Raw genomic sequence first — 21710 nt, forward strand, 5'->3', positions numbered from 1 at the left:
ACTGCAAAGACATAGGCAGGTGCGGGCAAACAAGGAAATCCGCGCCTACCCACGGAGAGAGACATGGCAGAACGCCTAAATAATGACTTTCAATTTCTGGATGTACCACGTCAAGATCCAGAGAAAAAAGATATTACTGTCCGCAAAGCAGAGTTTGTGGAAATTTATAAACCTTTTACTTCGGAAACTGTAACCAATCAGACGCACCGTTGTTTAGGTTGTGGTAACCCATATTGCGAATGGAAATGTCCTGTACATAACTACATTCCAAACTGGCTAAAACTCATTGCTGAAGGCCAAATTTTCCAGGCTGCTGAGCTTTGCCATCAAACAAATACTTTACCTGAGGTATGTGGTCGTGTATGTCCGCAGGACCGTTTGTGTGAAGGTGCTTGTACCTTAAATGATGGCTTTGGTGCAGTAACTATTGGTAATGCTGAAAAATATATCAATGACACGGCTTTTGCTTTGGGGTGGCGCCCAGATATGTCACATGTGAAGTGGACAGGTAAAAAAGTTGCAATCATTGGTGCGGGCCCAGCAGGCCTAGGCTGTGCCGACATCTTAGCTCGTGGCGGTGTTAAACCGGTGGTATTTGACAAGCGTCCTGAGATTGGTGGCTTGCTAACATTTGGTATTCCAGAATTCAAGATGGAAAAAGATGTGATGAAGCGCCGCCGTGAAATTTTCACTGGCATGGGCATTGAATTCCGCTTAAATACTGAAATTGGTAAAGATGTCACGATTGATGAATTACTTGCTGAATATGATGCAGTATTTATGGGGATGGGAACTTATACCTACATGAAAGGTGGTTTCCCTGGTGAAGATCTTGACGGTGTTTATGATGCGCTTGATTTCTTAATCTCTAACGTGAACCGCTGTCAGGGATGGGAAAAGGACCCAAGTGAATACATTAGCATGGATGGTAAGAAAGTTATTGTTCTTGGTGGTGGTGATACCGCAATGGACTGTAACCGTACTTCATTACGTCAAGGTGCCCACGACGTAACATGTGCATACCGCCGTGATGAAAGTAATATGCCGGGTTCTGCACGTGAAGTAAAAAATGCGTATGAAGAAGGCGTAAAGTTCTTATTTAACCGTCAACCAATCGAGATTGTTGGCGAAAATGGTAAGGTAACAGGCGTAAAAGTGGTAACGACACAAATGGGTGAACCAGATAGTCGTGGCCGCCGTAGCCCTGAGCCAATTCCGGGTTCTGAAGAAGTTTTACCTGCTGATGCAGTTTTGCTAGCGTTCGGTTTCCGTCCAAGCCCTGCTGACTGGTTTGGTAGTGTGAATATTAATCTTGATGGTTCTGGTCGTGTTGTTGCACCTGAACAGCAGGAATTTAAATTCCAGACTTCAAACCCAAAAATCTTTGCTGGTGGTGATATGGTACGTGGTTCAGACCTTGTAGTTACAGCAATCTGGGAAGGTCGCCAAGCTGCTGAAGGTATTTTAGATTACCTTGGTGTTTAATCTAAAAAATCATTATTAAAGTTTTTGATAAAGCCTGCGATATGCAGGCTTTATTTTTTTACCATTAGTCAGTTTGATGTTTTTGGCAAATACAATAAGCTTTTTTGCCCTGTTTAGCCCCTTAGTCGCAAGAGATACTCAAAGCTTCCTTCTTCAATACAATAGGTGTTGAATATGAATATCGCAGGTATGACGGCAGAAAAATCATATTTAAATCGTCGAAAAGCGTTGGGTATTACAGTGCGTCGCCTTGAGTTTAATCCTCAAGCTATCAAACGCTATTATTTTGCAAATTCGCCTTTAATGTCCCATTTTTTAACTGCACTCTCTTCAACATTTCCCGTAGGAGAACAGTTTTTTGTAAATAGCGTGCGTAATGTACGTGACAAAGTTTCCGATCCTCAACTACAGGCTCAGATTGCGGCATTTATTGGGCAAGAAGCAATGCATTCGAAAGCACATGGAGAGTTCAATGAGGCTTGGCGTCGTGATGACTATAATCTGGATCGCTTTCAAAACTGGTTGAATGAGCGTGACAAGTATTTAAGAACAATTTCTCCTAAGCTGCAGCTAGCACTGACATGTGCATTTGAGCATTTTACGGCTTTGCTGGGGGGATATATTTTACAGCATCCAGAACTTCTAAAAACTTTGGATCAAGATGCGTTAAAGCTTTGGGTTTGGCACGCTATAGAGGAAATCGAGCATCGTTCAGTTGCATTCGATGTCTATCAACAGGTATATGGCGATGACCGTATTCGTCGTTTACTCATGCGGAGTGTCACTACAGGGTTTGCAAGTCTTGCTTTTTATGGCACTACACGGCTATTTTGGCAAGATAAATGGAAGAGCTTGCCTAAAATCGGAGGTAACTTATTTGGGCTATATTTGCTTGCTAAAATGCTTATACAGCTAACTCCTGAATATTTTGCTTATTACAAAAAGGACTTCCACCCGAGTCAAAAAGATTATGGTCATATGGTCGATTATTGGAAAAGTTATTTGGCTGATGAATATCAAATGACAAGTTTCCAAGAGGAAAAAAATCCAAGACCAAGCTAATAAAAAACCGGATTTAAAAATCCGGTTTTTTTAAATCTATAAAATAAAAGCAACACAATAATGCCAAAATCGTCATACAATCGGGAAAAGTGGTTAAAAATATAAAGAAAAACTTGAGGATAATGTGACGATGAAAACGTTTAAACAACTTGCTATCGCGACAACACTTGCCAGTACCCTATTATTTTCAGGTTGTGGCTATAATACCTTACAGGTTAAAGATGAAGCTGTAACAGCGGCTTGGTCTGAAGTACAAAACCAATATCAACGTCGTGCTGATCTAGTTCCAAATCTGGTAAATGTTGTAAAAGGTTATGCTAAACATGAAGAACAGGTTTTAACAGAAGTCACTCAAGCACGTGCCAATGTTGCAGGCTTGAAGGTTGATAAAGAAGTATTAGAAGACCCAGCATTACTTGAAAAATATCAACAGGCACAAAGCCAGTTAACTGGGGCATTATCTCGACTTATTGCCGTTTCAGAAAATTACCCAGATTTAAAAGCCAATACCCAATTCCAAGAATTGCAAGTTCAGCTTGAGGGAACAGAAAACCGAATTGCTGTTGCCCGTAATCGTTATATTACAACTGTTCAGGACTATAACGCTTATGTTCGTCAGTTCCCACAAGCAGTAACAGCGAAAGTGATTGGCATGCATCCTAAAGCCAATTTCTCTGCAGAAGCATCTGCTCAGCAGGCTCCAAAAGTTTCTTTTGATTAATTTAAATCAAAGGAGTGCCGCATGAGAAATACTATATTGCTTCAGTCTAAGCAAATTAGGGTATTCGTTATTACCTTAATTGTTCTCTGCTGTGGTGTTCTGTTTCAGAATGCGGCTTGGAGTGAGAATAATATTGCCACTGCTACCGATGAAACGGATACGGTAGTGGCAGGCAAAATTATTCAACAGCAGCAAGCTCAAGCATCTAAGCCTCAAATAAATTCTCAGGCAGCTTCGAGTGTCACACCTCAAACGCAAGTTGCAAATGATATGGCTGATGGTGAATCAATTCGCGGTTTACCAACATTAAATCAACCTGTCATTGATCAAGCTAACGTTTTGAGTGAAACCGAAAAACAACAGCTTAGCCAGAAAATCTTAAATCTGTACCAGCAAGGTAAAGCACAAATAGGTATTGTGATTGTACCAACTACAGGTCAAGAAGATATTTTTGATTATGCTTTGCGAGTAGGTGAAAAATGGCAACTCGGTTCGAGTAAACGAGATAATGGCTTACTTATCGCAGTTGCAATTAATGACCATAGAATACAGATTCTAACTGGATACGGTTTAGAAGGGGTATTACCTGATATTGTTGCAAGTCGAATTATTCGAAATCAAATTACCCCTTATTTTAAACAAGCCCAATATGCTCAAGGACTAAATGCAGGACTTGATGAAATTGGAAGAATTTTAAATTTAGATCCGGAAGTTGCTCAGCAAGCTGCTCAAGATTTAAAAGAACGCCAACATCAAGCTGCCGAAGAACAACAAGCCAAACAAACAACGCTTACAATGGCTTTATTTATTCTTGTTGCTGGGGTTGTGGGATCATTTATTGTCGGTCGACCACTTAGCGCGTCAACAGCAGGAGTTGCGGCAGCGGTAGCTGGTTTCGTAAATGGTGCTGGCATAGTAATGAGTTTACTACTAGGTTTTGGTATTTTCTTTTTACTCATAACTTCAATTGCCCAACTGATTTTACAGGCTATTCTGAGTGGAGCTGGTGGCGGTGGACGCGGAGGAGGCTTTGGCGGTGGTGGCGGAGGCTACGGCGGCGGTGGTGGACGTTTTGGCGGTGGAGGTGCTTCAGGCTCATGGTAACAACATCAGAAACAACCCAAATTATTACTCAGCCAAAAATTGAGGAATCTGTAGAGCCCAGTTTAAAACGTTGGTTTAAGCATTTTTGTTATTTACCAGCAAGTAGCAGATATTTCTCCAAACAAGACAAACAAGTTATTGCTGAGGCTGTACAGCAAGCAGAGCATGGACACGTTGGCGAAATACAGGTTGTCATAGAAGGCCATATCCCATGTTCACAAGCGTATAGACAAAATACCCGTTTAAGAGCCCAGCAATTATTTGCAGAACTGGGTGTTTGGGATACAGAGCTCAATAGTGGTGTATTGCTCTATTTAAATTTGTGTGAACGTACAGTAGAAATCATCTTTGATCGTGGGATTAGGAATGCAACTACTGAACAAATATGGCAGCAGATTTGTAAGTCGATTGTAGAGCAGCTTCAACAAAAGCAATATCAGAAAGCTGTAGTTACAGGAGTTCAGCAAATTGGAGAAGTGATGGCACGCTTTTACGATGAAAACATGCCAGATCAATTAAATGAATTAGGTAACGCACCTATCATTATTAATTAAATGATTGACTCAAAAATTTAACTGTTTTTAGAATTTATTGCTCAATAAGGTGACTGACAAAAAATGTCACCTATTTGATTATTTTTATAGAGATTTTTATCACATTCGTTATTAAAAAAATGAAATAGGCAATAAATTAATTTTTATCGGTGATTCAGTCCTACTAAATTCCTAGTGACAATTTTTGTCAGTTAATTACAGCTTAAGCTACTAAAATAAGACACAATAAATTGTAAGTTTATGTTTTTTAACAATAATAAAAGTTGGCATGGTTGCTGCAATATATTTCATAGCTGAAAAAGCTTATATAAAAACATACATACAATCTTTGGGGAAAAGGCTATGAATGCACAAAAAGGTTTTACGTTAATTGAACTCATGATCGTAGTTGCCATTATCGGTATTTTGGCTGCGATTGCGATTCCTGCTTATCAGGATTATATTGCCCGATCTCAAATGTCAGAAGCTTTAAACTTATCAGACTCATTAAAAACAAATGTTACCGAAACATATGGTCAAATTGGCACTTTTACTGGTATTTCATCTGGAGCAAATGGTATTCCAGCCTCTACAACAGTAGTGGGCAAGTATGTTTCGGGTGTTGCTGTACAAGATGGAGTAATTACTGCAACAATGGCGTCTAGTAATGTATCAAAAGGTATTCAGGGTAAAACTTTGACCCTAACTCCAACGGATAAAGGTGGTAGTGTGACTTGGGCATGTACATCAAATGCTGAGCAAAAATATTTACCAAAAGCTTGTACAGGTGGAACTTCATAATTAAAAAATTATAAAAGAGAGAGGTTTCGACCTCTCTTTTTCATTAAAGAAAAATAAATATGTTAAAAAAAAATATTCTATTTCTGGTTGTTGTAATTTATCTTATTACTGCTTTATTAGGATACCAAATTGGCTGGTCTGTCTTTCAATATGATGAACTTCGTTTATTGCAGTTTCCTTTAGCACTATGTGCTTTATTCATATTAATCTTCGCAAAAAAACTTGAATATTCAATCTATACTCAAATTATTTTTTTTATTATTGGGGTGCTGATATTAACTCAACAAATAAATTGGGAAATTTTTGAGTTTCAAGAGCTTTGGTCTGCGATAGCATTACTTTTTATATTTTCTGCCTTAACATATGAGTTAAGGAATATAAAAAATATAGAGCATGGTATTGCACTAATTGTAGTTACAGCGATTATTCCATGTTTATTTATTTTGATTTCTATTTTTAATTTTATTATCCATCAACAATGGTTTGATTGGCAGTTTAACTCTGGCACGATTCGGATTTATGATAGTGTTATTGTTCCCTTATTTTTCTTTCTGATTTATCTGAAAAATAAGAAATATCCTTATATCTCTTATTTTTACTCTATAGCAATTTTCTTTTTTGCTTTAGCATGGTTTTTTGATGGGGCTAGGTCTGCTTTACTTGCGGTAATGACAGGATTGCTAGTTCTCTTTATATATTCTAAAGAAAATCGAAAGCTTATTCTGCAAAGCTGTATTTATATTTTTTTAGCTTTTTTTGTTTATAAAATCACTATTTTTTTAGCTGAAAAAAATACAATGACTGTAATACGAGCGGGAACATCGCTGCGCGCAGAAATGTGGAAGTTTGTATTTGAACAATGGAAACAGCACCCATTTACTGGGGTCGGTGGTGGATATTTGTCTAAAATACAGTATGTATACGGACATCATATACATAATCTATATTTAAGACTTATTTTTGAATGGGGCATTATAGGTCTCATATTCAGTATATGGATGTTGACCCAGTTAATCGGTTTATTTAAAGATAAAACTGTTTCACTAATTTTGAAAGTTGGTGTGATCGCCGTTTTAGTTGATGCAATGTTCTCAGGTAGTATGGTGTACCCAGCGTCACAAATTGCCTGTGTATTATTTATAGCTTTTACTTTTTCTCATAGAGAGTTAACTTCTAGTTCCCAATATTCTTTTAAGTCGACAAAAATACTGATTGCTTTATGGGGAGTTTTATTCTTATACATCACAATAATGTATTTAGGACAAGATTTAACTTGTTGGAATTGCGGAAGCTATGGAGGACGAATGGCTCCAAACTTTTGGTTTTATGGTGGTGCGGAGCACTTAGTACCAGCTTCAAAAATTCCTTAACTTGTGAAGTAAACTTTATCAAGACCTTTTCATATAGACTTCATACATTTTTCTTTAGGGTTCCATGTATAATTTCCCCCATTTCTAATAGTCTCAAACCTATCATTATGCAAGTATTCTTTCTGTTCCTCGCAGCAATTTTGTTGGGTTTTGCATGGTTATCACCATTTCACTATAACCCTTGGGTAATGTTTTCTAGTGAAATGAGTACTTTTGCGGCAGGTTTAAGTGTCTTAGCTGCACTTTTTTATCAAAATATTAAAATTCCGCGTGCACAATTATTGCTATTGCCATTTATTTTAATTCCAGTGGTGCAGTGGGCTTTTGGTCTAGTTTTTGATTTTAGTACAGCTTTGTTAAGTTCACTTTACTTATTAGGCTTCTGGTTTATGGTTGTGGCGGGTTATAACTTGTCACTAGATCAACAAAAGCGAGATCAAATTTTTACAGGCTTTAGCCTATTACTGATTATTGTATCAATTGCGACCAGTTTTATTGCGATATGCCAATGGTTAAATATTGAGTCTCATTTTGTGCATATGTTGCATTTAATTGGTAACCGTCCTTACGGCAACTTTGGTCAACCTAACAATATGGCAACCTTTCTGATTATGGGGCTATTAGGTTGTCTATTTTTATATGAAAAGAATAAAGCAACAGTTTGGTTACTTTTCCCTTCAGCACTCATTATCTTGTTTACAATCGCTTTAAGCCAATCAAGAACGTCTTGGGCCGTTTTTCCATTTTTACTTATCTATTGGATAGTTAAACTATTTGGAAAACAAAAAAGATTTGGTTTTATTCAAGGGTTTTTGTGGTGCGCTGGTTTTTTTGTAATAGCTGGCGTGATTCTGCCATTTGCTACTAGTTTAATTGAAGCATGGTCAAGCACTGATGTAACCCAAGCAAGTAGTTTAGTTGAAAGAGCAAGCTCTGGATATTTACGTTTTAATATCTGGACCCAAATGCTACTTGCTGTACAGCAGCATCCTTGGTTAGGGTATGGTTGGAACCAAACCAGTGTGGCGCAAATGTCAGCCTATGCTCTTTTTCCAACAACTGAGTGGACGACCAGTGCCCATAATATTTTATTAGATCTCATCATCTGGAACGGTATTCCAATAGGTATAGTCATTATTGCTTACTTTGTATGTTGGTTCCTTTGGTTAAACCAGCAGGCTAAAGAAACTATCTCAATTATTGCAATTATGATGGTGTGTACCGTACTCATTCATGCCATGTTAGAGTTTCCTCAACGCTACGCTTATTTCTTACTTACTTGTGGTTTCTTATTAGGCATAATTCAGGCACAGACACCTGTACTCAAAGGTATTGTACTCAACAAGCAGGTTCTTCGATTAATTTGGGGAATAAGTGTAATACTTCTGGTAGCAATTTGGCGTGACTATAATGTCTATGTCACAAATAGTAATTTGCTGTTTAAGAATAAACAGCCAAATGCTGAGATTTTAGGAAGTAATCAGATTTTTATTTTAACGCAGTTTGAGCAGCGTCTAAAATGGATTGAGATGAAGCCTGAAACTACTTTATCTGATGCTGATTTAGCAGTATGGGGTAATTTTGTGAAGAATAAAGCGACACCTTATAACTTGCGTAAATATGCCCAGCTACTTGCCTATAATGGAAAAGTAGAACAGGCCGAGCAGCAAATATTTATTTTGCAGCATCTTTATCGACAGCAAATAACTTTGGCAGAGTTGTTAAAAAATAAATAAAAAAAATCCCCTTGAGTACAAGGGGATTTTTTTTATGAGGAATTACATTTGGCTTTGGATATAATTTTCGATACCAACACTGCCAATAAGATCAATTTGAGTATCTAACCAATCCCAATATTCTTCCTCTTTTTCTAAGATTTCTTGTACCAAATCACGCGTTACATAGTCTTGTTCGGTTTCGGCTAAAGCGACCGCTTTCTGAATTGCTTCAATATTTTCTTTTACTTTACGGATATCGCATTGCAGAACTTCTTCTGTATGTTGACCGATATACAATTTACCTAAGTGTTGAAGATTAGGGAGACCTTCTAAAAATAAGATACGCTCAATAATTTTGTCAGCATGCTTCATTTGGCGAATTGATTCTTTATATTCGGCAGAACCGAGTTGTTCAATTCCCCAATCATTAAACATACGAGAGTGTAAAAAGTATTGATTAATTGCAGTTAAATGATGATACAGCACTTGGTTGAGCTGATTAATGACATCACGATTGCCTTTCATTGTAGCTACTCCAAAACAATTTCTGCCTTAATTCAATTAAGGCAATCTATAAATTCATTTTAGTGAACAATCATGGATATAGCGAGTAATTTATGGAACAGCAAATGAAAATCGCAATCAAAAACAACACAATATTGGTAAATGAGAATTTCCTTCCAAAAAAAACCGCTTCAATGAGGAACATTTAACGTTCCGCAAAAAGCGGTGGAGGAGTCAATAAATTTTTGTTAAATATTAATTTTTATTATGCAGCTACAGAAATGCGAGCAGCAATTTCTGCTAATTCTTCACTAATAATAGCACGTGCTTCGGGTGCACAGCGTCCACAGCAAGTACCAAGATCAAGCAAATCGCGAATTTCACGATAGCTTTCAGCGCCATTTTCAATAGCGTCTTTAATATCCTGATCGGTAATGCCACGACACAAGCAAACGTACATGGGAGTGATCCCCAAATATAAATGCGATAATTGATATTATTGATAATTATTATCGTTTGTCAATGAAATTCATTTAAAATCTCATTTATCGTTATTGGGATTTTGGATAAAAAAATACCACCTAAGCGGAAATCTGAGAGTTACTCAGCTTTTTAAGCTGGGGTGGTATCTAATTTTAGAGCTAAATAATTTCTAGTTAATATTTTATCTTACTGATTAATAATAACAATTCCATCCATTTCAACTAAAGCCCCTTTAGGCAGGCTTGCTACACCAAGTGCAGCACGAGCTGGGTATGGTTGAGCAAAATATTCGCCCATAATTTGGTTAACGAGTTGGAAATTAGATAAATCAGTAAGAAAAATATTGAGCTTTGCAATATCTGCAAGTGTGCCGCCTGCAGCTTCACATACTGCTTTAAGGTTATCAAAAACACGGCGGATTTGAGCTTCAATACCGTCTACAAGTTCCATACTGTAAGGATCTAAACCAATTTGCCCTGATAAATATAGTGTGTTACCTACTAAAATGGCTTGAGAATATGTGCCGATGGCAGCAGGGGCATTTTCAGTATGAATGACTTGACGGGACATTTGGTTCTCCTTGATTAAATCTTTTTTCATCATAATCGATGATACGTTTTGACAAAAGTATCATCGATTTAATTGATTAAGTACTTCTAGAAGTTAGATTTTAGTAAAGCAGAACAAATTTTAGCTGACTTTGGAAATTTCCATTTGTGGAGCAGGGGCGTCTAGACGCTCAATACGTGGGAAGCCATAGTGCATTCGTAAATCACGAATGACTTTTGCAATATGTTTACGGTTGTTTACTACAATATTGACGAAAGTACGCTGTTCGTTGGAATGTACCATTTCTACCCCAGCATTATTTTTACGACATTGGTAGATGAGGTCTGATACCTGTTCATCATTCATTGCCATATAAATCGCAAGGTAAGCAGTAAAACGTACATCATCTACGTCATCTGCTTTCCATTGAAGCGGCATAATGTTTTCTGGGTGTAAATGTTGTTCATGAAGCAAATTATGACAACGAATACGGTGCACAATTAAACCACGTCGTGTTAAATGGCCTTGAATTGGATCGCCTAAAATAGGATTGCAACAGTGGGCATATTTAACATCAATGCCTTCAGTTCCTTGAATTAGTCGATCTGAATTTTCTGCTCGAGGATGCTTGTCATTTGCAAATAAATGGTTAGCTACAAGTTGAGGAAGTAAATCTCCAACAGCAATTTGCTCAAATAATGCATCTTTATTATCAATATGACGCCATTGTAAGAGATCCAACCAATCTGCATCTGAAAGGTCGTTAATAGAACGATTAAAGAGTTTCAAAGCTCGTGAAAGTGCTTGGGCACCAACTAAACGTTGTTCTTCAATATCTTGGTCTTTGAGTACGTGCTGTAAAGCACGGCGAGCTTTTTGAGTGTTAATGAAGCTCAACCAATCCGGATTTGGCGTTGCTAAAACGTCAGTAATAATCTCAATAACCTGCCCACTAACTAATGGTGTAGAAAGTGGCTTAATTTCACCATCAACTTTCGCACCTACCGCATGGTTGCCTAAGAAAAGACTAGCTGAATAGGCAAAATCAACTACTGTGGCACCTTGTGGTAATTCATGTAACTGGCCGTGTGGTGTGTAAACCCAAATTTTTTCTTGATGCAAATAATCAAGTAAGTCATTAAAAGTCGTTTTAGCGCATTCACCATCAATGAGTGTATTTAGGTTCTGCATGGAAGCTTGAATGGCAGAGCGGCAAGTTTGTGGAGCATTTTCGCCGAGTACTACACCGAAACGTGCAGCTTTACGCATCAACTCAGTTTGAATAGTGAGCGATAAGGTGGTTTTTTCACCCTTAAGCTTGATCATTAATGACTGATTACCACCTGGTAACGGGCGGCGGATATGATCTTGATATTGGATGACTTGAAAATTTTCTTTTAATGCTGCTACTAAACGATCGCAGTCTGCAATGGATTGCAAAACGATTTCAAAGGCATGGCTATGAGTAAGTTCTTGTAAATCCATTTCATTTTTTACGAAATGGCGTAAGAGCTCAATATTATTATTTTTCTTTTTAATTCGACCTTGAATATGATAATTGTGGAGAAGCTCCGCAAGATTTTGTTCCCAGATACTTTGGTATTTACATCGCTCTGGTTTGGTTTGAAGCAACGCATTTTGAACGTTATCAAACATATCTAAATCAAGATTTTGATAACATAAATTTTCAAGGTTATCGGCCATTTCATTCATGCCGACTAATCTTGCCATCGGTACGAAAATATCAAAGGTTTCTTGAGCAATACGAGCACGTTTATCGGGACGTAAGGCGCCCAATGTGGTCATATTGTGGTAGCGATCAGCTAGTTTAATAATAATGACGCGTGGATCTTGCAAAGTAGCCTGTAGAATTTTTCTAAAAGAAGCAGCTTTATTATATTCTTTATCGCTCGACTGGCTTAGTTTGGTTACGCCATCAACAAGCTCTGCAACTGTTTGTCCAAATCGCTCAATAATATCGTCTTTTGTATATTGAGTGTCTTCAATGACATCATGTAAAAGTGCAGCCATTAATGTTTCAGGATCCAGACGCATATTCGCTAAAATACAGCTAACCGCGATAGGATGCAGAATATAAGGTTCACCACTTTTACGGGTAATACCAGTGTGTGCCAGATCTCCAAAATCACAGGCAGCAAGCACTTTTTCGACTTCACTTACCGATAAGTAAGGGTCGATAATTAATTTGAGCTGTTGCTTGGCTTGGCTGACCTCTTCGCCTGGCATAGACCACCCTTTTTCTGTTGCTTAAAAACTAAATCTATCTACTTCTTAATGAAAAGCATATTGCGGAACTTGTCAATTTTTTCGTTTGAAAAAGTGTATTTTTTTTTCAATGAAAATAATTGCTTTTACCAATATGTTTTAAATATGCATAAGCCAAATAAAAAACCATCGCAAAAAAACGATGGTTTTTTATAGAAACAGGAGTAATTAGAAAGAAAAACCTTCTAAATTTAAGCTGTTTGTAGAAAGGGCAAGATCAAGACTAGAAGTTTGGTAATCTTGCTCACGTTGTTTAAGAATTTCTTTCGTTACGTGACCTACAGCGATTTCACGTAAAGCAACAACTGTTGGTTTGTCGTTATCCCATTCTACAGTTGGCTCCATGCCTTGACGTGCCAATTGACGAGCACGTTTACTTGCAACGAGCACAAGCTCAAAACGGTTGTCTACATGATCTAAACAATCTTCAACGGTGACGCGTGCCATAAAAGTTCTCGTTTTGGAATGGTAAATTTGAACAGACTAAATAGTATAAAAGGCTTTCGTTCCAGACTCAAGTTATTCCTGTTTTGGTTGTGGAGTAATCAAGTCTTGAATTAGATTTTGATATCTTTTTGCCTGTTGAGATAAGACTAAACGATTTGCTGTAATGACGGCTTCAAGCTCATGTAGGGCTTTATTAAAGTCATCATTAATGATGATATAGTCGAAATTTACATAATGCTGCATGTCTTCAACAGCACAGCTTAAGCGGTGTTCAATAACTTCAACAGAGTCTGTACCACGGTTAGATAAACGTTGACGTAAATCGAATTGAGTAGGTGGTAAAATAAAGATCTGTTTAGACTCAGGAAACAGCTTGCGTACTTGCTCTGCACCTTGCCAGTCAATTTCAAGCAAGACATCATGTCCTTGAGCTAACTGTTGTTTTACGGTTGCTTGCGAAGTGCCATAGTAATTACCAAATACTTCAGCATATTCGATAAATCCACCTTGGTTCACTTGGTCTAAAAATTCATCTTTTGTTGTGAAGTGATAGTGAACACCATCTAACTCACCTGGTCGTTGACCTCGGGTAGTATGCGAAACTGAAACATGTAAATTGCTCACACGGTCAAGTAGGGCTTTCACCAAAGATGTTTTGCCCGTTCCTGATGCAGCAGAAACGACAAACAATAGACCCGACATGATATTTTTCCTGATATGATAAAATATCTTCGCTATTGTAGTGTACCGTGCGTTTAAACTGAATAGTTTTAACTGCAAATATTTACGAGAAGTTCCCCTGTTTTATTAATTTTGAGGCTGTTATGGAAATTGTGTTAGCTAATCCGCGTGGTTTTTGTGCCGGTGTTGATCGAGCCATAGCAATCGTCAATCGGGCTTTGGAATGTTTTAATCCTCCTATTTATGTACGTCATGAAGTTGTACACAATAAATTTGTGGTAGATGACTTACGCCAAAGAGGGGCTGTTTTCGTTGATGAGTTGGATCAAGTGCCAGATGATTCTATTGTAATTTTCAGTGCGCACGGTGTTTCAAAAGCAGTTCAGCAAGAAGCAGAGCGTCGAGGCTTAAAAGTTTTTGATGCAACTTGTCCATTGGTGACTAAAGTACATATTGAAGTAACTAAATATGCTCGCGAAGGGACAGAAGCTATTTTAATTGGTCATGAAGGGCACCCAGAAGTTGAAGGTACGATGGGACAATATGACAAATTAAAAGGTGGCGATATTTATCTGGTTGAAGATGAGGCTGATGTGGCAGCACTCGAGGTTAGACATCCGGAAAAATTAGCATTTGTTACGCAAACGACCTTATCTATTGATGATACAGCAAAAGTGATTGATGCTTTGCGTGCAAAATTCCCGAATATTCAAGGTCCGCGTAAAGATGACATCTGTTATGCAACTCAAAATAGACAAGATGCAGTACGTGATTTAGCTGAAAAATGTGATGTTGTGCTGGTTGTTGGCTCACCTAACTCGTCAAATTCGAATCGTTTACGTGAGCTTGCTGAGCGTATGGGGAAAGCTGCTTATCTAGTAGATAATGCAGATCAACTTGAACAATCATGGTTCAATGATACTTGTAAAATTGGTGTTACAGCGGGAGCTTCAGCTCCAGAAATTTTAATTAAGCAAGTGATTCAACGTTTACAAGATTGGGGAGCTCAGGCGCCTAAAGAATTAGAAGGACGTGAGGAAAATATTACTTTTAGTCTTCCTAAAGAATTACGTATTCATGTGACCCAAGCATAAAATGTGACTTATTTAACATACTGATTTTAAATAGTTAAACAGATAATTGTTAACATGACAGTTATCTGTTTTTTTATACCCTTTGTCTGTTTTGTATTTGTTTTGTAATTTGTAAAAGTAAAATTTAAATAAGAAATAAAAAATTTTAGTTTTATTTGGGGTTCTGGGGATGAGGGGAATTATTCCGCAAGAAGGGTTCACCTTGGTCGAGCTAATGGTGACGATTGCAGTCATGGCTATTATTGCGATGATGGCTGCGCCATCAATGTCAAATTTATTAGAAAGTAAACGTTTAGATGCTAATCAAAGAGACTTAATCAACACTTTATCAGAAGCGAAAAGTCAGGCAATTTTAGGACGTCAGAATGTTTCTGTTAACTTGAACTCAACAGCTTCAAATACACCCACTTCATTAAATTGGCAGACAGCTTCTAATAATACTCTTGAGCTAAAAAATATAGCCGCTGATGGTACGCAAAGTTCTTTAACGACTACCACTTTAGCTTTTAACGCAAATGGAGTAGTGGCAAATATAACTCAAGATACGCTTTTATCTATTTGTAATTCTAGAATAAATAAAAAGAAAGTCATTATTTTGACCAAGCTTGGCACTTTAGTTTTTAAGGCCGAGGAGACTTGTTAATGCATCACTATAAGCAAAAAGCCCAAGCTGGGGTGGGCTTACTCGAAGTTTTGGTTGCCTTAATTTTACTTGCTATTGGAGTTTTAGGTTATGTTGCCTTGCAGCTAAGAGCTATGGATGCCTCTTCAGAAGCATTAAGTAAATCTCAAGCCATTCTAGTGATGAGGGGATTAGCAGAAAATATCCGTACAAATAGTACTCTAGCTAGCCAGTATCCTACATTTGTGCGTAGTTATAGCAACTATACATCTGATACTCCTGCACCCACGTCATGTTTTAATTCTCTATGTACTGCCTCCCAACTCAATTTGATGCCTATCAAGCAGCTAGAAATGCTAATCAACTGGGTATGAGAATTACGATGTCAAATTGCCCTGGCGTTACAAATACAATGGTGCAACAACGCCAGTGCCTATTTGTCTTTTGGGGTAAAACTGCGCCAGTGATTACTACAAATGGAACAAATACTAGTGTGGATGTTTCAAGTTGTATGAGTAATAACGGTGTTTACGTGAATAATTCAACTTGCTTAATGATGGAGGCATATTAAATGGCTCAATCATTTATTTCTAATAAAGAACAAGGTTTTACCTTGATTGAACTTATAGTCGCCTTAGCTTTAGGCCTAATATTAGTGGCTGCTGCAACACAGCTATTTATTGGAGGGCTTTTATCCAGCCGATTGCAAAAGGCCAATGCTGAAATCCAGGACAGCGGTATTTTTGGTTTGGAATATATGGCACGTGATATACGGCTTCTAAATTATGGAAATGTTGTAAATCCGCAATTAACAGATACAACGCCTTGGGGAGGTATTGTATTAACAGGTTCAACAGCAACAAATGCCAACAATGTTAATTTTATTCCAAAAGTTGATACAAATACTTATATTCCGGAAGCGTTATTAAGCCGTGGTGCAGGTGATACGGTAAGTACAGTGAATAACCACTGGAAAGGTCTTTCAAATATACAGAATAGTTCAAATGCTGAAGTACAAAGCGATCAGCTGACTATTCAATTCATTGCCCCGACCAATATGACTAATTGTGAAGGTGTGAATGTGTTAGCGGGGGACCTAATAGTTCAACGGTATTTTTTACGTGTTGATAATAATGGTAGCTCTCAACAGGATTATGCACTTGCATGTGATGCGAATACCCCTGCGGTTAGTGCTACAGCTCAACCTGATATCGTTAATGGATTAGGAGATGCAGGGCAAATTATACTGCCTCGTATTGACCATTTTCATGTCTTATTAGGTGCGAAAAACGCAGCTGGTAATTTTGCTTATTACACAATTCCTCAGTATCGGGTGGCTGCACAAGCTGCTCGAGATGCGAGTCCAGCTGTGGCTGCTCCAAGAATTCTGTCAATACAAATATCGGTATTAGCCCGTTCTACAAATAATGCTCAAAATAAGGCAATAGACCCTAATCAGTCTTTTCTTATGCTAGATCAGACTGTGCATGCTGCCGATAAAAGAACTCGCTTTTTGCGACGCGTATATAGCGTGACAATTGCTTTACGCAATGCAATGGGGGAAACACTATGACCCATTTAAATTATAAAAATATCAAAGGTCGATCTAAGGAAACAGGTGCCACACTTATTGTTGTACTTATTATTTTATTGATTGTTATTTCTGTCGGGGTTTTGGCAATAAGAGTAGCGATTGTTTCTCTAAAAGTTGCAACTAATAGCCAAGTTGGCCAATTAAACTTTCAATCTTCAGATACTCCGTTAGAGCTTATTGTACAGATGAACCCAACCACATTGACAAATATTACCAATGTGATTGGTGCAGCACTTAAAGCACATGAAAGTAACCCTGGTGCGGAATATAACTTTTGCTATAAACCAACCTCTACATCTGTAAGTTTTGCTCAAACTCGGGGAGCAAGTTTGCTTCGGGCTGGCAGCGCCAATAATGCTGTGGTTGAAGACGGTGGAGTAGCAGGTTTCTGCGATTTAACAAGTGACTATGGGAGTAATCGTCAAGCGGTAGTTACTCAAGTTGCTGTCAGTATCCCAACCGATGCCATGGCTGATATTCCGGGTTCAAATCTACCTCGGGACATAAATCTTTCCGAAGGAACCCAACTTCCTAAAAGCATGCTATCTACGCAACGTATCCGGGTTATTACAACAGCGTTTTTACCTGCTTATGCCTCAACTTCTTTAGAAACTCTGCAATCTGACTGCTTAAGTACGAGTTCCGCAAAAATTAGTGACAACTTTGATAGTGCATTAACGGATAAGCAAACTCTAGCCGATTGTTTGGCAAACCATAACGTACCTTTTAGTACTCAAGTTCAAGAATTTAACTATACCAATAAGCTGACTGAAATCACGGCACCAGGTTCATAATGGGGAATATCATGAAACTAAAATTGAAGAATTTTAAGCCAAATAATTTATGGTATGCCGTCTGTTCAAGCTCAATGATATTCACATGGCTGATGACAAGCTCTGTGGTGCAAGCAAGTGATTTACAAATTTATGCCTCACCTACAGCAGGTAAAAAAACAATTGTGATGATGTTGGATACATCAGGAAGTATGACCAGCAATAGTTATGGTGAAAACCGTTTGGCTATGCTTAAAGATGGTATGAATGCTTTTTTAGCTAGCAATAACCCTGTCTTAAATGATACGCGAGTAGGTTTAGGAAATTTCTCGGCAAATGGTGATAGCCGAAGTGGACAAATTTTAGTGGCTGCTGCCCCTTTAGGAGATGCGAGTACTTTAAATACGGTAGGCTCACAACGTTATAAATTAAAACAAGCTGTTGCTAATTTAAAATCAGGGGGCACGACACCTTCAGCCCATGCTTATGCTGAAGCAGCTGCTTACTTAATGGGAACAACCACATATTCAGAAACGAATTATGCTATTCGTAAAGAGAGTTATATTAAACGTGTAAGAAGATTTGATAATAAAACTGAATACTCTTCTTGCACTAATTCTTCACAAATTGATATTAATACCTTAAGTCAATCATGTCGTTCTAATGGCTGGAGTAGCTGGACCACGTTCAATCCAGGAGTAAATACATTAACAGATTATGAGACTTCATCTGACTGGACTTATTACTATACTTATTACTACACCACTTTTAATTATGCTGTAGCAAATGCAGATAGCGGTATTCCAAAATCTAAATCAAACGATACAGCTAGCAATCCGAATATTGTTGTAGACCGAAATGCTACTAACTCCAATGCAGTGTATCAGTCACCTTTACCTGCAGTAGCGAATCGTCAGAGTTGTGATGGACAAGGTATTTACTTCTTATCGGATGGCGAACCGAACAATACAACAAATACACGTTCGGCAAGTGTTATGTCGACTGCTTTAGGTAGTACTTTTGGAGCTGATTTTAATTGTTCTGGAGGTTTATCTAACACTACGGCAGACTCTGGTTGGGCTTGTATGGGGGAGTTTGCAAAAAGATTATTTGATAAAACAAAGAATCCTGCCGGAGTCTCTATTCAAACAGCATTTGTCGGTTTTGGTAGTGACTTTTCTAGTTTGAGTTCTTCTGATGTAAAAAATGCCTGCCGTTTAAGTTCGAGAACCCAGTCTGACCGAAAAGGAGATGATGCGTGTTCACCGAATCAATCTACAAATGCGGTAGCTGCACCAGGTTATGGAAATGGTGGTTTTTTCCCTACTCAGAGTTCACAAGGTGTAACAGACAGCGTTATCGCATTTATTAATAATTTAGATAAAGTTCCTTTAGAACCCTTAACCACAGGTGCTATCTCAGTTCCATATGATGCATTGAATCCCAAAAATTTACAGGAATATGGTTATTTACGAGCTTTTGAGCCAAATCCAGCTAACACGTACTTAACATGGCGTGGAAATTTAAAGAAATATCATGTTGTTTTATCTGGAGCGAATGCAGGTGCTTTTGAGGCCAATTCTGGCGGATTAGTCTACAATGCAAGTGGGGCTTTTAGGACTGGAACAAAGGATTATTGGAATAGCTCTACTTATACTGACGGAGGCAAAGTCTTTTTAGGTGGTTCATATGCGAATGTGCCTTTACCCATTGCTGGGCAACCTGAAACACGTGATGCAGAAGGAAATATCACAAAATATTATTACGCAGTACAAAGTAAAATCCGCAACTTATTTACTGATGTTTCCGCCGTTGCAGCAGATGGTAGCTTAACGAAAATTTCAACTTCTGGAACTAATTTGCTAAAAATTCCAGCTGTTCCACCAGAAGGAACTAATCCTTTTGATACGGTGGCTAATACAGCAAGTTATGTTTTAGGTAAATTTGATCCATCAACTGGACAAAATATTTTAAAAGCTTTTCCTATAAGCTTGAAATTAAAAATATTAAATTATTTAGGTTATTCAACAGATATTAATGCAACAACTCTGCCTTCATCTTTGGTTACATCGAATGAACCTTATTTATCGATGGGGGGAAGTATTCACTCTTTACCGGTTCAACTAACCTACAATGGAACACTAGATGATAATGGGAATTTAACATCTGCCCGAGAACAATCCATCCTCTATGGAACCATGGAAGGCGGGTTACATATTGTGGATGCTTCATCTGGTATTGAGCAAATGGTCTTTGTTCCTGCAGATATTTTAAATGATTCAGTTGCTTCCAAAGCTTTAGTTGTTGGTCAAAGTGATGCTTCAGCTCCCGCTCATGGTATGGACGGAGCTTGGGTATCTGATCCAGCCTATAATATTACTACAGTGGGAAGTGGTAGCTCGGCAGTATCAAAAGTAACTGCAAAGCAAATGAATATTTATGGCGGCATGCGCATGGGGGGAAGTAGCTACTACGGACTAGATGTATTAAGCCCTACTTCACCGAAACTGCTTTTTAGAATAGGGGCAGACCAGACTGACTATAGCCGTATGGGGCAAAGCTGGTCTAAACCCGTACTCGCGAACATCCGTTATAACGGTTCTATTAGACGCGTCCTGATTGTTGGCGGTGGTTATGATCAGTGTTATGAAAAACCAAATATTACGTTGACTGACGCTTGCTTTACCAATGGAAAAGCAAAAGGAAATGCTGTCTATATTATTGATGCAAAAACTGGTCAGCGTTTGTGGTGGACAAGTGATACAGGTTCTAATACTGATAACGCCAATATGAAGCATAGTATTGTTAGCCGTATTAGTACTTTAGACCGTGATGCTGATGGCTTAGTCGACCATCTATATTTTGGAGATTTAGGCGGACAAATTTTTCGCGTGGACCTTAATAATAATCAGACAAAAACCAATTCGACCTATAGCAGTTTTGGTGTCAGAGTTGTGCGTTTAGCGAATTTAGCAACAAATGATTCAACTTATGATGGCACAAATGATTATACAGGTGGGAATGCTCCTCGTTTTTATGAGCCTCCAACAGTAACGATCCACGATTATGGAATTCACACTTTTATTACAGTAGGTATTGCATCAGGAGACCGTAGTACACCTTTAGACGTTTACCCACTCACAGGTCGTGAAGGTATGACGCCTGCAAGTGCATTAAGTGGACGTCCTGTAAATAATGTATATGGAATTATTGATAAAGACTTTGTTAAAAAGAACTTAATGTCTTTAACTGATAATCAGCTTGAAACAAAAGATATTACACGGACAGGCTTAAGAAAAAATCCACAAATTCTAAGAACAGGTGAAACAAGAGTAGCTCAAATTTTCTTCCCCACTACAGGAGTAGGTAAAGGTGGTTGGTATCGCTCGCTTTCTAGTACGAGCGATGGTACAGAAAAAGCTAATAATAGTTTTCGTATTAAAGGAGGACTCAAAGCTTTTGAGGAACCAATGGCAATTACGGGTAATTTAATTATTCCAGTTTATGACCCTCAAGGAACGGGAATTGTTGCGGCAGATCCTTGTCTACCTCGTGTTGTGGGAGAAACAGACCGACAAACTTATTGTTTACCATTTGGTGCTTGTCTTAATCCGGATGGAACCATTAATTCAAATAAAGAAAACCCGAGCGGGTTTCAAACAAAAACTGGTAGTAACTGTCCAGCTGGAGTCTCTGAATGTAATACAAATGTCATTGGTGCAGGTATTCGTAATATCACATTTGTTCCAAAAAGAGATGAACCTCCTGTGACTAATAGTTGTGGGAAATTACAGCTGTCTGGAAACGAGAACGGAACAGGTGAGTGGCAATGTATAAGTCATTTACTTCCTGTGCGCTGGTATGAGCGCTATCGCTAGAAGGA

Annotated in this window: 19 protein-coding genes and 2 pseudogenes; 14 read left to right on the forward strand and 7 right to left on the reverse strand. The window is 38.1% G+C overall.

Annotated features, from left to right (window positions below):
• Positions 1 to 63 precede the first annotated feature (63 nt).
• From KNQ97_RS12170 to KNQ97_RS12205, 8 genes are all read left to right on the forward strand, one after another.
• Positions 64 to 1485: an FAD-dependent oxidoreductase gene (locus KNQ97_RS12170; RefSeq protein ID WP_000840834.1), complete on the forward strand. Its 1422-nt coding sequence runs from the start codon at positions 64 to 66 to the stop codon at positions 1483 to 1485.
• Positions 1486 to 1659: 174 nt separating this feature from the next.
• The gene (locus tag KNQ97_RS12175) at positions 1660 to 2547 is read left to right on the forward strand and encodes a metal-dependent hydrolase (RefSeq protein ID WP_001017320.1); all 888 of its coding nucleotides are present in this window, start codon (positions 1660 to 1662) and stop codon (positions 2545 to 2547) included.
• A gap of 130 nt (positions 2548 to 2677) precedes the next feature.
• Positions 2678 to 3268, forward strand: a complete 591-nt coding sequence (locus KNQ97_RS12180; protein WP_000846931.1) for a LemA family protein — start codon at positions 2678 to 2680, stop codon at positions 3266 to 3268.
• A 21-nt stretch (positions 3269 to 3289) separates the two neighbouring features.
• Positions 3290 to 4372 carry a YgcG family protein gene (locus KNQ97_RS12185; RefSeq protein WP_001246384.1) on the forward strand — a complete coding sequence of 361 codons (1083 nt, stop codon included), beginning with the start codon at positions 3290 to 3292 and terminating at the stop codon, positions 4370 to 4372.
• Positions 4366 to 4926: a TPM domain-containing protein gene (locus KNQ97_RS12190; RefSeq protein WP_000258949.1), complete on the forward strand. Its 561-nt coding sequence runs from the start codon at positions 4366 to 4368 to the stop codon at positions 4924 to 4926. Before KNQ97_RS12185 ends, KNQ97_RS12190 begins: the two co-directional genes overlap by 7 nt.
• Positions 4927 to 5268: 342 nt before the next feature.
• Positions 5269 to 5706, forward strand: a complete 438-nt coding sequence (locus KNQ97_RS12195; RefSeq protein WP_004742156.1) for a pilin — start codon at positions 5269 to 5271, stop codon at positions 5704 to 5706.
• A 59-nt stretch (positions 5707 to 5765) separates the two neighbouring features.
• Complete coding sequence (locus tag KNQ97_RS12200; RefSeq protein WP_110989353.1) at positions 5766 to 7076, forward strand: O-antigen ligase; 1311 nt, start codon at positions 5766 to 5768, stop codon at positions 7074 to 7076.
• Positions 7077 to 7183: 107 nt separating this feature from the next.
• Positions 7184 to 8812: a PglL family O-oligosaccharyltransferase gene (locus KNQ97_RS12205; RefSeq protein WP_253612293.1), complete on the forward strand. Its 1629-nt coding sequence runs from the start codon at positions 7184 to 7186 to the stop codon at positions 8810 to 8812.
• A 42-nt stretch (positions 8813 to 8854) separates the two neighbouring features.
• On the opposite strand, the gene bfr is transcribed toward KNQ97_RS12205, so the two are convergent.
• From bfr to gmk, 7 genes and pseudogenes are all read right to left on the reverse strand, one after another.
• Entirely contained in the window at positions 8855 to 9319 is a 465-nt protein-coding gene (gene bfr, locus KNQ97_RS12210; RefSeq protein ID WP_000678123.1) for a bacterioferritin, read from the reverse strand.
• 244 nt (positions 9320 to 9563) lie between these two features.
• Positions 9564 to 9758 carry a bacterioferritin-associated ferredoxin gene (locus KNQ97_RS12215; RefSeq protein ID WP_000289091.1) on the reverse strand — a complete coding sequence of 65 codons (195 nt, stop codon included), beginning with the start codon at positions 9756 to 9758 and terminating at the stop codon, positions 9564 to 9566.
• A 209-nt stretch (positions 9759 to 9967) separates the two neighbouring features.
• Positions 9968 to 10351, reverse strand: coding sequence for a RidA family protein (locus KNQ97_RS12220; RefSeq protein ID WP_000090000.1), 384 nt, complete (start codon positions 10349 to 10351; stop codon positions 9968 to 9970).
• 120 nt (positions 10352 to 10471) lie between these two features.
• Positions 10472 to 12577, reverse strand: coding sequence for a bifunctional (p)ppGpp synthetase/guanosine-3',5'-bis(diphosphate) 3'-pyrophosphohydrolase (locus KNQ97_RS12225; RefSeq protein WP_001117590.1), 2106 nt, complete (start codon positions 12575 to 12577; stop codon positions 10472 to 10474).
• Between the two features lie 38 nt (positions 12578 to 12615).
• Positions 12616 to 12746, reverse strand: a pseudogene (locus KNQ97_RS12230) (hypothetical protein).
• A gap of 38 nt (positions 12747 to 12784) precedes the next feature.
• On the reverse strand, positions 12785 to 13063 hold the full coding sequence (gene rpoZ, locus KNQ97_RS12235) for a DNA-directed RNA polymerase subunit omega (protein WP_000135049.1): 279 nt from the start codon (positions 13061 to 13063) through the stop codon (positions 12785 to 12787).
• A 72-nt stretch (positions 13064 to 13135) separates the two neighbouring features.
• Positions 13136 to 13765, reverse strand: a complete 630-nt coding sequence (gene gmk / locus KNQ97_RS12240; RefSeq protein WP_253612294.1) for a guanylate kinase — start codon at positions 13763 to 13765, stop codon at positions 13136 to 13138.
• 122 nt (positions 13766 to 13887) lie between these two features.
• On the opposite strand from gmk, the gene ispH reads away from it, so the two are divergent.
• The 6 genes and pseudogenes from ispH to KNQ97_RS12270 all read left to right on the forward strand — a co-directional run bounded on the left by ispH (position 13888) and on the right by KNQ97_RS12270 (position 21705).
• A complete protein-coding gene (gene ispH / locus KNQ97_RS12245) occupies positions 13888 to 14838 on the forward strand; it encodes a 4-hydroxy-3-methylbut-2-enyl diphosphate reductase (protein WP_000407064.1) in 951 nt (316 codons plus the stop codon).
• A gap of 169 nt (positions 14839 to 15007) precedes the next feature.
• Entirely contained in the window at positions 15008 to 15481 is a 474-nt protein-coding gene (locus KNQ97_RS12250) for a Tfp pilus assembly protein FimT/FimU (protein ID WP_032013891.1), read from the forward strand.
• Positions 15475 to 16031, forward strand: a pseudogene (gene pilV / locus KNQ97_RS12255) (type IV pilus modification protein PilV). The gene KNQ97_RS12250 and the pseudogene pilV overlap by 7 nt, the downstream one beginning before the upstream one ends.
• Positions 16032 to 17033, forward strand: a complete 1002-nt coding sequence (locus tag KNQ97_RS12260) for a PilW family protein (protein ID WP_032013893.1) — start codon at positions 16032 to 16034, stop codon at positions 17031 to 17033.
• Positions 17030 to 17848, forward strand: coding sequence for a PilX N-terminal domain-containing pilus assembly protein (locus KNQ97_RS12265; protein ID WP_000149374.1), 819 nt, complete (start codon positions 17030 to 17032; stop codon positions 17846 to 17848). The genes KNQ97_RS12260 and KNQ97_RS12265 overlap by 4 nt, the downstream gene beginning before the upstream one ends.
• An 11-nt stretch (positions 17849 to 17859) precedes the next feature.
• Complete coding sequence (locus KNQ97_RS12270) at positions 17860 to 21705, forward strand: PilC/PilY family type IV pilus protein (RefSeq protein ID WP_213064248.1); 3846 nt, start codon at positions 17860 to 17862, stop codon at positions 21703 to 21705.
• Positions 21706 to 21710 lie beyond the last annotated feature (5 nt).

Origin of the sequence: Acinetobacter sp. UC24323 (assembly GCF_024151445.1) — a bacterium.
Taxonomy (GTDB): Bacteria; Pseudomonadota; Gammaproteobacteria; order Pseudomonadales; family Moraxellaceae; genus Acinetobacter; species Acinetobacter baumannii.